The 12,948-nt window shown below is 66.9% G+C and carries 16 protein-coding genes; 9 read left to right on the top strand and 7 right to left on the bottom strand.

Translation table 11 applies throughout. From position 1 onward, the window contains the following. Positions 1 to 3 precede the first annotated feature (3 nt). Entirely contained in the window at positions 4 to 2,844 is a 2,841-nt protein-coding gene (locus E4P24_RS07025) for a DEAD/DEAH box helicase (protein ID WP_188148293.1), read from the top strand. Between the two features lie 21 nt (positions 2,845 to 2,865). On the opposite strand, the gene E4P24_RS07020 is transcribed toward E4P24_RS07025, so the two are convergent. Together E4P24_RS07020 and E4P24_RS07015 are read right to left on the bottom strand one after the other, a co-directional pair. Beyond that, complete coding sequence (locus E4P24_RS07020; RefSeq protein ID WP_004043606.1) at positions 2,866 to 3,255, bottom strand: hypothetical protein; 390 nt, start codon at positions 3,253 to 3,255, stop codon at positions 2,866 to 2,868. 91 nt (positions 3,256 to 3,346) lie between these two features. Further along, a complete protein-coding gene (locus E4P24_RS07015) occupies positions 3,347 to 3,748 on the bottom strand; it encodes a helix-turn-helix transcriptional regulator (RefSeq protein WP_004977202.1) in 402 nt (133 codons plus the stop codon). Between the two features lie 98 nt (positions 3,749 to 3,846). Between E4P24_RS07015 and E4P24_RS07010 the strand changes: the two genes are divergently transcribed. Together E4P24_RS07010 and E4P24_RS07005 are read left to right on the top strand one after the other, a co-directional pair. Beyond that, positions 3,847 to 4,467, top strand: a complete 621-nt coding sequence (locus tag E4P24_RS07010) for a hypothetical protein (RefSeq protein ID WP_188148292.1) — start codon at positions 3,847 to 3,849, stop codon at positions 4,465 to 4,467. A gap of 104 nt (positions 4,468 to 4,571) precedes the next feature. Further along, positions 4,572 to 5,312, top strand: a complete 741-nt coding sequence (locus E4P24_RS07005) for a bifunctional 2-polyprenyl-6-hydroxyphenol methylase/3-demethylubiquinol 3-O-methyltransferase UbiG (protein WP_115859976.1) — start codon at positions 4,572 to 4,574, stop codon at positions 5,310 to 5,312. A gap of 68 nt (positions 5,313 to 5,380) precedes the next feature. On the opposite strand, the gene E4P24_RS07000 is transcribed toward E4P24_RS07005, so the two are convergent. Together E4P24_RS07000 and E4P24_RS06995 are read right to left on the bottom strand one after the other, a co-directional pair. Next, a complete protein-coding gene (locus E4P24_RS07000) occupies positions 5,381 to 5,698 on the bottom strand; it encodes a hypothetical protein (RefSeq protein ID WP_188148291.1) in 318 nt (105 codons plus the stop codon). 101 nt (positions 5,699 to 5,799) lie between these two features. After that, positions 5,800 to 8,028: a CDC48 family AAA ATPase gene (locus E4P24_RS06995; protein ID WP_188148290.1), complete on the bottom strand. Its 2,229-nt coding sequence runs from the start codon at positions 8,026 to 8,028 to the stop codon at positions 5,800 to 5,802. A gap of 78 nt (positions 8,029 to 8,106) precedes the next feature. On the opposite strand from E4P24_RS06995, the gene E4P24_RS19170 reads away from it, so the two are divergent. Next, positions 8,107 to 8,241 (top strand): hypothetical protein, encoded by a 135-nt coding sequence (locus E4P24_RS19170; RefSeq protein WP_004043612.1) that lies wholly within the window; start codon positions 8,107 to 8,109, stop codon positions 8,239 to 8,241. A gap of 64 nt (positions 8,242 to 8,305) precedes the next feature. Here E4P24_RS19170 and E4P24_RS06990 read toward each other — a convergent pair whose 3' ends face one another. Together E4P24_RS06990 and E4P24_RS06985 are read right to left on the bottom strand one after the other, a co-directional pair. Beyond that, positions 8,306 to 8,542: a hypothetical protein gene (locus E4P24_RS06990; RefSeq protein WP_004968096.1), complete on the bottom strand. Its 237-nt coding sequence runs from the start codon at positions 8,540 to 8,542 to the stop codon at positions 8,306 to 8,308. Then, on the bottom strand, positions 8,542 to 8,970 hold the full coding sequence (locus E4P24_RS06985; protein WP_004043614.1) for a DUF5796 family protein: 429 nt from the start codon (positions 8,968 to 8,970) through the stop codon (positions 8,542 to 8,544). Before E4P24_RS06985 ends, E4P24_RS06990 begins: the two co-directional genes overlap by 1 nt. 147 nt (positions 8,971 to 9,117) lie before the next feature. Between E4P24_RS06985 and E4P24_RS06980 the strand changes: the two genes are divergently transcribed. The 4 genes from E4P24_RS06980 to E4P24_RS06965 all read left to right on the top strand — a co-directional run bounded on the left by E4P24_RS06980 (position 9,118) and on the right by E4P24_RS06965 (position 11,421). Next, entirely contained in the window at positions 9,118 to 9,987 is an 870-nt protein-coding gene (locus E4P24_RS06980) for a shikimate kinase (protein WP_115802520.1), read from the top strand. Continuing rightward, a complete protein-coding gene (locus E4P24_RS06975) occupies positions 9,984 to 10,295 on the top strand; it encodes a chorismate mutase (protein WP_004063556.1) in 312 nt (103 codons plus the stop codon). The genes E4P24_RS06980 and E4P24_RS06975 overlap by 4 nt, the downstream gene beginning before the upstream one ends. Positions 10,296 to 10,764: 469 nt before the next feature. Beyond that, on the top strand, positions 10,765 to 10,995 hold the full coding sequence (locus E4P24_RS19295) for a hypothetical protein (protein ID WP_006600339.1): 231 nt from the start codon (positions 10,765 to 10,767) through the stop codon (positions 10,993 to 10,995). A gap of 9 nt (positions 10,996 to 11,004) precedes the next feature. Further along, the gene (locus E4P24_RS06965) at positions 11,005 to 11,421 is read left to right on the top strand and encodes a PIN domain-containing protein (protein WP_188148289.1); all 417 of its coding nucleotides are present in this window, start codon (positions 11,005 to 11,007) and stop codon (positions 11,419 to 11,421) included. Between the two features lie 161 nt (positions 11,422 to 11,582). Here the strand turns inward: E4P24_RS06965 and E4P24_RS06960 are convergent, their stop codons facing one another. Beyond that, a complete protein-coding gene (locus E4P24_RS06960) occupies positions 11,583 to 11,969 on the bottom strand; it encodes a CopG family ribbon-helix-helix protein (RefSeq protein WP_188148288.1) in 387 nt (128 codons plus the stop codon). Positions 11,970 to 12,075: 106 nt separating this feature from the next. Between E4P24_RS06960 and E4P24_RS06955 the strand changes: the two genes are divergently transcribed. Further along, entirely contained in the window at positions 12,076 to 12,942 is an 867-nt protein-coding gene (locus E4P24_RS06955) for a hypothetical protein (RefSeq protein ID WP_188148287.1), read from the top strand. Positions 12,943 to 12,948: the final 6 nt, after the last annotated feature.

Raw genomic sequence — 12,948 nt, 5'->3', positions numbered from 1 at the left:
GCGATGCCAGACGGCGAGGCCGCCGCCGGAATGGACGCCTTCGCGACGCTCTCGTCGCCCGTTCGGAACGCGCTCTCGGAGCGCGGCTTCACGACGCCCACCGAGCCACAGCGCCGGGCGATTCCCCCGCTTTCGGACGGGAAACACGGCCTCATCATCGCGCCCACGGGCACCGGCAAGACCGAGACGGCGATGCTGCCGGTGTTTTCGGCCATCGCCGACGCCGATGACCGATTCGGGATTTCGGCGCTCTACATCACCCCGCTTCGGGCGCTGAACCGCGACATGCGCGAGCGACTCGACTGGTGGGGCGAACGGCTCGACATCGACATCGACGTTCGCCACGGCGACACCACGCAGTACCAGCGCCAGAAGCAGGCGAACGACCCGCCGGACGTGCTGGTGACGACGCCCGAGACGTTGCAGGCGATGCTCACGGGGAAGAAGCTCAGAAAGGCCCTCTCCGACGTCCACCACGTCGTCGTCGACGAGGTCCACGAACTCGCGTCGGCCAAGCGCGGCGCGCAGTTGACAATCGGTTTGGAGCGCCTCCGCGAGTTGGCCGGGGCGTTCCAGCGAATCGGCCTCTCGGCGACGGTCGGGTCGCCCGACGAGGTCGGGAAGTTCCTGACCGGCGACCGCCCGTTCGAGGTCATCGAGGTCGACGTGGACAACCGCGTCGAGTTCGAGGTGGTCCGTCCCGAGGTGACGAACGAGGACGAGGCGCTGGCGGGGAAACTCGCCACCGACCCCGAGATAGCGAGTCACGTCCGGACGATTCGAGATATCGTCCGCGACCACGAGTCGGTGCTCGTCTTCGTCAACACCAGACAGACCGCGGAGGCGCTCGGCTCGCGGTTCAAGTCGCTCGGCGACCCCATCGAGGTCCACCACGGCTCGCTGTCGAAGGACGTGCGCATCGACGTGGAAGACCGCTTCAAGGCCGGCGAGTTGGACGCGCTCATCTGCACGTCGTCGATGGAACTCGGTATCGACGTGGGCCGGGTCGACCACGTCGTCCAGTACAACAGTCCGCGCGAGGTGTCGCGGCTCCTCCAGCGAGTCGGTCGCGCGGGCCACCGCTTGGGCGTCGTCTCCCGCGGGACCGTCGTCACCGACCACCCCGACGACACGCTCGAAGCGCTCGCCATCGCCCGGCGGGCCGTCTCCGGCGAGGTCGAACCCGCCCGCGTCCACCACGGCAGCCTCGACACCGTCGCCAACCAAATCGTCGGCGTCGTCATGGACTACGGCGACGTGTCGGCCCGCCGCGCCTACGAGATTATCACGCGGGCGTACCCCTTCCGCGACCTCGACGAGGACGACTTCCGCGCCGTCGTCCGCGAACTCTCCGGGAACCGCCTCCTCTGGCTCGACGAGGACAAGGACCTCCTCGAAAAGTCCGGCGGCACGTGGCAGTACTTCTACGCCAACCTCTCGATGATTCCCGACGAGGAGACCTACGACGTCCACGACATCTCCTCGCGCCGGCAGATCGGGACGCTCGACGAGAAGTTCGTCCTCAACTTCGCCGCGCCGGGCGCGACGTTCATCCAGCGCGGCGAGATGTGGCGCGTCAACGACGTGGACGACGAGGAGGCGCGGGTGAACGTCTCGCCCATCGAGGACCCCGGCGGCGAGGTGCCGTCGTGGGTCGGCTCGGAGATTCCGGTGCCCGCGCCGGTCGCCGGCGAGGTGGGCGAACTCCGCGACGTGGCCGCGCCGCAGTTCGCGTCCGGGGCCGACCACGAGGCCGTCGCCCGCGACATCGCCATGCGCTACCCGACCGACGAAGCCACGGTCCGGTCGGCGCTCGGCCCCATCGAAAGACAGGTCGAAGCCGACGCGCCGATTCCGACCGCGAACAGGCTCGTCCTCGAAGGCTCGCCCCGGAAGGTGACGCTGAACTCGCCGTACGGCCACCGGGTGAACGAGACGCTCGGCAGGCTCCTGTCGGCGCTCATCGGCCAGCGAACCGGCTCCTCGGTCGGCATGGAGGTCGACCCCTACCGCGTCGAGTTCGACGTGCCGGGGAAGGTCCGCCCGACGACGTTCGCCGAGGTGCTCCGCGGGACCGACCCCGACCACGTCGAGGCGCTGCTCGAACTCGCGCTCAAGCGGTCGGACTCGCTGAAGTTCACGCTCGCGCAGGTGGCCGCGAAGTTCGGCGCGCTCAAGCGCTATCAGGGGAAGGGCCGCTTCGGCGGCGACCGCCTCCTCGCCGCGCTGGAGGACACGCCCGTCTACGACGAGGCCGTCCGCGAGGTGTTCCACACCGACCTCGCCGTCGAGGAGACGGTCGAACTGCTCCGCCGCGTCCGCGACGGCGACGTGGAACTCGCCGTCGCCCGCGAACCGACCGCCATCGGCACCGGCGGCCGCGGGTCGGGGACCGACCTGCTCGTTCCCGAGAACGCCGACGCGAGCGTCATCGAGACGGTCCGCGACCGGATTCAGAACGACCGCGTGCTGTTGGCGTGTCTCCACTGCAAGGATTGGACTCGCAAGACGAAGGTCAAGCGCGTCCGCGAGCCAGTGACGTGCCCCGAGTGCGGCGCGACCCGCGTCGCCGCGCTCAACCCGTGGGACGACGAGACGGTGAAAGCGGTTCGCGCGCCGGAGAAAGACGACGAACAGGAGCGACTGACGAAGCGGGCCTACCGCTCGGCGAGTCTGGTGCAGACCCACGGCGAGCGGGCGGTCGTCGCGCTCGCGGCCCGCGGGGTCGGCCCGCACAACGCAGCGCGCATCATCAACAAGCTCCGCGAGGACGAAGACGACTTCTACCGCGACATCCTCGAACGGGAGCGCGAGTACGCCCGGACGCAGTCGTTCTGGGACTGACAGAGCGGCCGGGTTCGACGCTTACTCCTCGATGGCCCACTCGTCGAGAATCTCGGTCGTCGCGGCCGCCAGCGCCTCGAAGTCCTGCATCGAGATGCCGTCGGTCGTGACGAAGACGCCGAAGTCCTCGACGGTGATGCGGACGAGGTAGCCGTTTTCGAACACGCGAATCGTGTACTCGTAATCGCCGAGTTCGGACCCGCGGTAGGCGTCCTGTGTCATCTTGAAGTCGTGCCACTCGTTGCCGATAAAGGAGTTCAGGTCGGCCTCCTGTTCGAGGTCCTCGCGGAGGTACACCTGCACGTAGTCGAAGCGGTTGAAGTAGGTGAGCGAGCGGAGGCTGTCGCCGACGGCCGTGCGGCAGACGGTGACGAGCTTTTCCTCTGCTTCCTCGGGGAGGAGATTGGACATCGCTTCAGCCTGTGCGAGCGAGTGCCAAATAGGCGGCGGCTTCGGCAGTAGACGGGTGCGGGCTGAGACGCGGCGGTCGCCCGCGACGCTGCTACTCCGACGCGTAGGCGTCCCGATAGTCGCGCTCGCGCCGGATGAGCTCCTCGACGCCGTGTTCGAGGATGTCGGAGCCGAGCGACGTGGCGCGGTAGTACGAAAACAGCCCCTCGTCGTCGGCCTGCGACCGCTTTCGCTTCTCGACCAACCCGGCGTCGACGAGTTTGTTGAGGTGGTAGTGCAGCGTGTTCGCCTGCACGTCGAGCGCCTCGGCCAGCGCTTTCGGACTTCGCTCGCCGAAGTGGACCAGGCGGTACAGCAGGGTAAAGCGCGTCCGGTCGCCGAGTGCGGCCTGCATGTCGAGGTACTCGTCCAGCGTGAGGACGCTCGTCGGCGGCAGCAATTCGGCGGGGTCCTCGGGGAGGCCGTCCGAATCGACCGGGTCGTTCGTCGCCATCTCGGTTCGCTAGACGGAGCGTGTCGGTTTAACAGTTCTTGAGTCGAACTCCGCTGAAAAATCCCGACTTTATATACTACCGCGCGGTACGTGTGTCCATGACGGACGCCATCTCGCGCGACGAGATACGAGCGGCGCTCGGGCGAACGACCTACGACCGGTTTCTCGTCTACGTGATGGGTCCGTACAAGTCGTTCAACCTCAACTACGTCCTCTCGGAGGAGGAACTCGCCGCCAGCGACATCGACGACCTCCCGGGCCCGATTCGAAAGCTGTTCGCCGCGCGGGACGAGGTGGACGACGCGCTCGCGCTCCTCCGGCGGGTGCAAGGAACGCTCCGCGCCGACCCGGGCGTGAACGCTTTTCTCGCCGTCGACGTGGACCTCAGCACCGACGAGGTGGACGCCGCGACGCAGTCGCTCGCGTTCGCCGCAGCGAGCAACGCCACCGTGTTCGTGCTGCCGTTTCTCGGCCACAACTTCGGCGTCGGCGAGGAGGCGGGGTCGATACTCGAACGGCTCTCAGAGACCCACGGCGACAGAATCGTCTTCGTCCACGAAGCGACGGTCACGAGCGAGATGATTCGCGCGGCGCGCGCCCGCTGGGACCTCCGCGTCGAGACCTACGACACCGAAGCGGAACTCCACAAGCGCATCCGACTGTTCGTCGCGGACGTGATGAACCGCGAGCTACACGGGGACTTGGACCGGCTGGACTGACGTTCCTCGCCCTCGTCCTCTCCCTCTCGCCTCCTCTGGCCTTGTTGATTAATACCTCATAACACATTAAATATAATTTACACGAGGGCGACGAACGAGTCGTCATGGCCGACGACGCCCTCGGACTGGCGATGTTGGACCGGGTTCGCGGCAGTCTGCGCGCGCCGTGCGTCTACCGCGCCGGCGACGACGCCCGTGGTACTGCCGGCGACGCGCACGTCTACGAGAACTATCTCGTCCCGTCCGAGCGGTGGTCCGCCGCGAAGCGCGAGTTCGTCGATTCGCTTCGGACCCCAGTCCTCGACGTGGGATGCGGCGCGGGCCAGCACGCCCTCGCCGTACAGGAGCGCGGCGAGGTCGTCGCCTTCGACGTGAGTCCGAACGCGGTTCGCGCGGCCCGCAAGCGCGGCGTCGAGACGGCGGTCGTCGGCGATATGTTCGACCCGCCGGTCGAGGCGAGCCGAGCGGGTTCGTCGGCAGGAGGGTTCGAGACGGTCCTCGCCAACGGGACGCAGGTCGGACTCGCGGGCTCGCTGGATCGACTCGCCGACCTGCTCGCGTCGTTTGCCGACCTCACCTCGCCGTCCGGCGAGGTCGTCGTGGACTCCTACGACCCGACGCGCACCGACCCCGAGCGCTTCTTCGGTTACCGGTCAGACCCGCGAGAGGGCGTCGCTCGACGGACGTTCCGCGTCGAATACGGCGACCTCCACGGACCGATGCTCGACTTCGTTCTCGTCTCGCCCGCACGACTCCGGGCGGTTGCGGCCGAGGCGGGCCTCGACGTGCGCGATGTGACCGTCCCGAATCCCGATTCGAGTTACTATCGGGCGCGACTGGCGTGAGCTGGGTCGGTCGCGGCGGCACTTCGGGAGTGGGGTCGTCGCCGGCCGTCTCGATGACGCGTTACGGCCTACTCCCAGCGGTTGGTCGCTTCGTTGCGCCGCGGGAGGAACGGAAGCAAGAGCGCGACGGCGAAGACGATGCCCGCGATGGCGAGGTACTCGGGCGTCACGAGGACGAGCGCGACCAGCGAGAACACCGAGGCCTCGCCGTCGGCGACGGCCGAGAGGGCGTCCGCGTCGTTGTTCAGCAACACGAGAACCATGAATATCGCCTCGGCGAACGCGACCCGGAGGCCGGCCTTCGTCACCCACCACGTCGCGGACAGCGGGCCGCCGGTCAACGCGTCCCACTCCCGGCGGACCTTCCGCCGCCACGCCGCGTTCACGACACACCTCTGTTGCGAGTGAACATGGGACACAGTACGCGGCGAAACGAGATAATCTCGCAGGTGAGCGGGAACGGGCGTTCCTCGGGGGTCGCCGCCCGTCAGACCCGCGTCGGCGAGACCGATTCCAGCGCCGCATCGAAGTGCGCGCGGGTGATGCGCACCTCGTCGGCGTGCTCGTTCGCCTCGGTGCCCTCGTAGGCGTCGGCCACGTCCTGAATCGCCCGGAGCGCGGCCTCGCGGCAGACCGCGGCCACGTCGGCCCCGGTGTAGCCGTCCATGTGGGCGGCCACGTCGCCGAGGTCCACGTCGGTGCCGAGCGGCTTGTTTCGGACGTGCACGTCGAGGATGGCGCGGCGCGCCTCGATGTCGGGGGCGGGGACCTCGACGTGGGTCTCCAGTCGGCCGGGTCGGAGGAGCGCGGGGTCGAGCGCGTCCCGGCGGTTCGTCGCCGCGAGGACGACGAGGTTCGGGTTGTCGGCGGCGTTGTCCATCTCCGTCAGGAGTTGCGAGACGACGCGCTCGGAGACGCCCGAGTCGGAGCCGGCGCTGTCGCGGTCGGTGGCGATGGCGTCTATCTCGTCGAAGAAGACGATACTCGGCGCGGCCTGTCGGGCGCGGTCGAACACCTCGCGGACGGATTTTTCGGACTCACCGACGTAGCGGTCGAGCAGTTCCGGGCCGGCGACGTGGATGAAGTTGACGCCGCTTTCGGCCGCGATGGCGCGGGCGAGCATCGTCTTGCCGGTGCCCGGCGGGCCGTGGAGGAGCACGCCGGTCGGCGGGTCGGTCGAGGCCGCCTCGAACAGCGGCGCGTAGGTCAGCGGCCACGTCACCGCGCGTTCGAGCGTCCGCTTCACATCGTCGAGGCCGCCGACGCCCTCGAACCCCTCGGTCGGTTGTTCGGCGACGTACTCGCGCATCGCAGAGGGTTCGACCGTCGCCATCGCCGACTCGAAGTCGGCGCGCGTGACGGTCATGTCCGCGACGGCGACGCGTCCCTCCTCGTCTCCGCCCTCGTCTCTGCTTCCGCTTCGGCTTCCGCCCTCCCGGCGGACGCGCCGGAGCGCGGTCATCGCGGCCTCCTTGGCCAGCGATTCGAGGTCGGCACCGACGAAGCCGTGGGTTCGGGAGGCCAGTCGGTCGATGTCCACGTCCTCCGCGAGGGGCATTCGCCGGGTGTGCACGTCGAGAATCTCGCGGCGGCCCGCCTCGTTCGGGACGCCGATTTCGATTTCGCGGTCGAAGCGGCCGCCGCGGCGGAGCGCCGGGTCGAGGCTGTCGACGCGGTTCGTCGCGCCGATGACGACCACGTCGCCGCGGGCGTCCAGCCCGTCCATGAGCGACAGCAGTTGGCCGACGACGCGGTTTTCGAGGTCGCCGCCGTCGTCGCGCTTCGACGCGATGGAGTCGATTTCGTCGAAGAAGATGATGGCCGGCGCGTTCTCGCGGGCCGACTGGAACACCTCTCGCAGCTTCTCCTCGGACTCGCCTTTGTACTTCGAGAGCACCTCGGGCCCGGAGATGGTCGTGAAACTCGCGTCGACCTCGTTGGCGACGGCCTTGGCGATGAGGGTCTTCCCCGTGCCCGGCGGGCCGTGGAGGAGCACGCCCTTCGGCGGCTCGATGCCGAGGTGCGCGAACACCTCGGGCTCGGACAGCGGGAGCTCTATCATCTCGCGGACGAGGTCGAGTTCGTCGTCGAGGCCGCCGATGTCCTCGTAGGTGACGCCCGTCGCTCGGCCGCGGCTCCCGTCGTCGCCGCCGTCGTCGCTACCGGTCATGCTCTTGACGGCGTCGCGGACGGCCTCGCTCGCGTCCTTCGAATTCGCCGCCGTCACGGAGACGGTCGTCGCGTCGGTGACGCGGACCACGCCCTCCGGGGCGGTTTCGCTGACGGCGAGGGCGGCCCCGCCGAGGCGTTCGACGCGGACGCGGTCGCCCTCGCGGACCGGGCGGTTCCGGAGCTCCGCCTTCACGACCTCCTCGATGGTCTCGCGGTCCACGCTGGTCCGCTCGAAGGCGCTGGGGCCGGCGAGCGTCACGGACCGCGCGTCTTCGACGGCTATCTTCCTGACGCGGACGCTGTCACCGATTTTCACGCCGGCGTTGGCCCGCGTGTCGGCGTCGACGAGCATCTCGCCCGCCGCCGCGCCGGGGCGGGCGGGCCACATCTTCGCGACCGTCTCTCTGGAGCCCTCGATGACGACCGTCTCGCCGCTGAGCACGCCGAGTTCCCGGCGGGCGGCCTCGGGGAGGCGGGCGATGCCGCGGCCCGCGTCGCGTTTCTCCGCGGCGCGGACGACGAGCGTCACCCCATCTTCTGACATACCCCCCGGTTCGGTCGCTCGACCCTTGAGGGTTCGCCCGGAGTAACGGTTTTCCGGGACGGCGCGGTAACAGTACGCATGGTCGCCACGACGGAGAAAGACGGTGCGACGTGGTACCGGTGCGAAGAGTGCGGGATGCTGTTCGACGTGCGGTCCGACGCCGAGGCTCACGAGGAGAACTGCGACACGGACAGCCCGTCGTACTTGCAGTAGCGGGGAAGCGAGAGCGTCGGCGGCGACGGCGGCGAGCGCGAGGGTTACGCGGCGAGCGCGAGAGCTACGCCGGGTCGTGTTCGTCCGCGAGTCGCTCGGCGTGGTCCAGCGAGGTCGCGCGCTCCCAGCGGACGCGCTCGGCGTCGCCGTAGGCGAGCGCCTCCTTCAGTTCGTCGCGGAGGACGCCCACGCCGCGGCCGACGAGGTCGCCGTCGGCGTCGCCGAGTTCGTAGTAGCCGTAGGCCTCCGGAGCCTTGCCGACGGTCCGCTTTTCCAGCGGCTCCCAGCGCTTCCGGAGCATCACTCGGCGACGAACTCGTAGGAGTCTTCGCCCCAGTCGTCCTCGACGAAGACGAACACGCGGCCGCGGGCGACCTCGGGGTCGGCCTCGATTTCGAAGCGGTGGCCGGGCACCCGGCGGACGAGGACGCCGGGGAACAGCTCCTCTTCTTCGTCCTCACCGAGGATGACGCGGCCGACGCCGCTCGATTCGAGCACCTCGTCGTGGCTCGTGAGGTCGTTGACGTACATCATGACGCCCTCCGTCTCGGTGGGGTCGGTGACGAGGACGTGGACCTCCTTGCCGGGGGCGGTGGCGAGCGTGCCCGTGACCGCCTGGGGGACGCCCCGGTAGACTGTGGTTCGGTTGTCGAGGTACTCCACTTCGACGCCGTAGTCGTGGAGCTCGACGCCGAGCGTGCTCGGGGCGATGTCGTTGCGGGCGCGCATGGCTCACCGTTGCTCCGGGGACGGCAAAAGCGTCGCGTCTCGGGACGACTCGCGCCGGGCGTCGCTTCCGCCGCCGCGTCCCCGAACCTACGGGCGAAAACGGCACGGACCGCCACACATAACACGGTGTGCCGACCTCCCCGAAGTATGCACGGCCGAGCCACCGCCCTCGGGGCGGGCACCGTCTTGAACGCCCTCGCGACGGCGACCGGCTCCGCGTTCGCCATCGACGCGGAGACCACCGCGTCGGTCGAACTGGACGACTCCGGCGAGGTCCGCGGCAGCATCGCGGAGGCCCCGGACGCCGACGCGCATCTCGTCGAGCGCTGCGTCGAACTCGCCGTCGAGGCGTTCGGTGACGGCGAGGGCGGCACCGTCGAGACCGAAAGCGACCTGCCGATGGCCGCCGGCCTCAAGAGTTCGAGCGCCGCCGCCAACGCGACGGTGTTGGCGACGCTCTCGGCGCTCGGTCGCTCGGTCGGCCCCGGCCCGGACGCCGATATCTCCCGCCTCGACGCCTGCCGGATGGGCGTCCGCGCCGCCCGCGAGGTCGGCGTCACCGCCACCGGGGCGTTCGACGACGCCGCGGCCTCCATGGTCGGGGGCGTCGTCGTCACCGACAACACCGAAGACGGTCTCATCGCCCGCGACGAGGTCGACTGGGACGTGCTCGTGTGGACGCCCCCGGAGCGCGCTTACAGCGCCGACGCCGACGTGAGCCGCTGCGAGAACGTCGCCCCGATGGCCGACCTCGTGGCCGACCTCGCGCTCGAAGGCCGCTACGCCGAGGCGATGACCGTCAACGGCCTCGCCTTCTCGGCCGCGCTCGACTTCCCGACCGACCCCGCCGTCGAGGCGATGCCCATCGCCGACGGCGTCTCGCTGTCCGGGACCGGCCCGAGCGTCGTCGCCGTCGGCGACCGAACCGACCTCGAACGCGTCAAGGAACTGTGGGACGCCCGCGAGGGGGAGACCCGACTGACGACCACCCGAACCGACGGAGCACGAATCCAATGACAGACGACACCGTAGACGCCGCCGCAGAATCGTTTCAGGACATGTCCCTCGACGAACTCCGCGAGGAGATAGAGGATATCGACCGCGGCATCGTCGAACTCATCGCCCGTCGAACCTACGTCGCCGACACGGTGGCGAAGGTCAAAGCCGAGAAGGACCTGCCGACGACCGATGAGTCCCAAGAAGAGCGCGTGATGGAGCGCGCCGGGAAGAACGCGGCCCACTTCGAGGTCGATTCGAACCTCGTGAAGGCGATTTTCAGACTGCTCATCGAGATGAACAAGGCCGAACAGCGGCAGAATCGGTAGAATGCATCGATGTTACGACCTATTTTTGAACAGGACAACACGACTTCCGAGCCCGTATGCGAGAACGGACATCGCACTGGTTCCTAATCCAACGCCGAAGAGAAGCGTCAACAGTTCATAGGGTGACTGAACGACGACTGGCGTACCGGACAAGGTGAAATACACGCGAGAGTGTGTTCTCGAACGTGAACGCGCAAAGGAAGCCACTGAGGCTGCCGAAGCCAACAGCAACAGTCCATCTCATTCGACTTTGCCGTGCAAGTCCACGACGTTTGGCATCGGCGAAGACGATTCCAGCGACGAGAAACGAGATGATTGGCGAGATGAGGAGTGGATTCAAGGCCTACAAAATGTTCGTTCGTCATCACTAAATAATGGACAGGTGGCTCAACGGCAGCAAGACGCGGCAATAGAGACGAAAGTTGCGGCACCGAAAGACACAGTATTCTGTGTCCCCGCAGTTTTCTGTATGCCTACTATCACGGTTAACGTAGACGACACCCTCAAAGAGCAGATGGAGAAGCACCCGGAAATCAACTGGAGCGAGGTCACTCGGCAAGCCATCCGAAGCAAAATCGAGAAACTCGAATTGATGGACGAACTGACCGCCGACAGTGAACTCTCTGATGCGGATGTTGACGAAATTGCCGCCAAAATCAACGAGAGCGCACGGAAGCGCGTCGAAGAAGAGTCTGAGTAATTCTGACGAATGAAGTTGGTCGTCGATGCAAACGTCGTCATTTCGGCACTCATCGCTAACTCGAAAACTCGTGAACTCATCGTCACGCTCGAACCGGAACTCCTGACCCCCGAAGTTGTTCACGACGAAATCGGGAACTACGAAGCTCTCATCGTCGAAAAGTCAGGGATGGATACAGACAGAGTACAGCAGTTCATTGACCTCTTGTTCCAGTACATCGAGACAGTACCTGCCAGCGAATTCTCCCCGTACATCAAGGAGGCGAAAGAGTCGATAGGCGACACCGGCCCCGACGACGTTCTGTACGTGGCCTGCGCACTCGCTCGTGACGCAGGTGTGTGGAGCGACGATTCTGATTTCGATGAACAAGACCTCGTGCCGGTGTTTACTACCAGTGAGGTAATCGAATCCTTCGAGACGGTGTGATTTCTTGACTCAGGAAAGTACAAAAGAACCGGAAAAGTGTGCAGTTTCGTATAATGGATTCTATCTACCTGAACAAGGCCGAACAGCGGCAGAATCGGTAGACTGACAGCTGTTTTCTCCGCCGCCGGGAGCGGGTTCGAGTTCGGAGACCCGCCGTCGCGTCACTCGCGGATGACCATCACCTTCACCCGCCGGACCGCGTCGAAGTCCCGAAGCCGATAGGTCAGCGCGCGGACGCGCGCCGCGGGGCCGCGGCAGAACAGCGATTCGAGACACCACTCGCCCTGATGGGTGTGACTCGTGTTGAGGATGACGTCCTGAAACTCGTGTTGCGTCCCGTGAAGCTCGCGAATCACGTCGTGGTGGCGGTAGTCGAAGCCGACGAGCGCGACGACCTCGCCGGAGACGTCTTCGAGTCGGGCGTGGGACTCGACGAACTCACGCATGGCCTCTCGAACCGCCCGCGACCGGTTTTCGATGCCCTCGTCGCGCCACGCCTGGTCGAACTCGGCGACCAGTTCGTCGGGGATGTTGAAACTCGTCCGCATTACCTCAAACTGACGCGTACAGCTACAAGAGTGCTCGTTATGACGATACCCGCGATTCGGTATTAACAACCCCTATACCCGTCGTTTGCCACGGATACGGTAGCACATGGCCACGAACGAACTGCTCGGCCTCGTCGCCGGCGCGGTACTCCTCGGAGCCGTCCACGGCGTCGAACCGGGTCACGGCTGGCCCGTCGCCGCGTCGTACGCGCTCGACCAAGCGAACAAGTGGGTGTACGGGTTCGCGGCGAGTCTCATCCTCGGGGTCGGCCACCTCGTCAGCAGTATCGCGATGGTGGGCGTGTTCTTCTACGCGAAGGCGTACTTCGACCTCACGCAGGTCAACGAGCCGATTACGGTACTCGGCGGCGTCCAAATCGGCGGCCCGGTCAGTCTCGTCGCCGGCGTCTTGCTCATCGTACTCGGTATCCGAGAGTACACCCACGGGCATTCTCACGGCACGCACGGGCACGACGACGACGACCACGGGGGCCACAGCCACGGCGATGACCACGGCCACTCGCGCGACCACGGCGAGGGCCATGACCACGGCCACGAACACTCGCACGACGGCGACCAGAGCCACTCACGCGACCACGACGGCAACGGGCTGTTTGCCCGCTTGAAGCGTTTCGTCCCCTTCGTCGGCGGACACTCCCACTCGCACGGCGACCTCGACGACGCCGCGGACCGCGGTCTCCTCGGTATCGCGTGGTTCGCGTTCGTCCTCGGCTTCGCCCACGAGGAGGAGTTCGAGATTATCGCGCTCTGCGCCGGGTCGAACTACTGTCTCGAACTGATGAGCGCCTACGCCGTCACCGTCGTCGTCGGCATCGTCGGGCTGACGATGCTGCTGATTGCGGGCTACGAGCAGTACGAAGACGAGGTCGAGAAGTACACGCCGTATCTCCCGGCGTTCTCCGCGGCCGTGTTGGTCCTGATGGGCCTCGGCTTCATCACGGGACTGTTCTGAGCGGGT

This window comes from Haloferax sp. AS1 (assembly GCF_014530665.1).
In the GTDB taxonomy this organism is placed as follows: domain Archaea; phylum Halobacteriota; class Halobacteria; order Halobacteriales; family Haloferacaceae; genus Haloferax; species Haloferax volcanii.
This window is presented reverse-complemented; position numbering and strand designations above follow the sequence as displayed.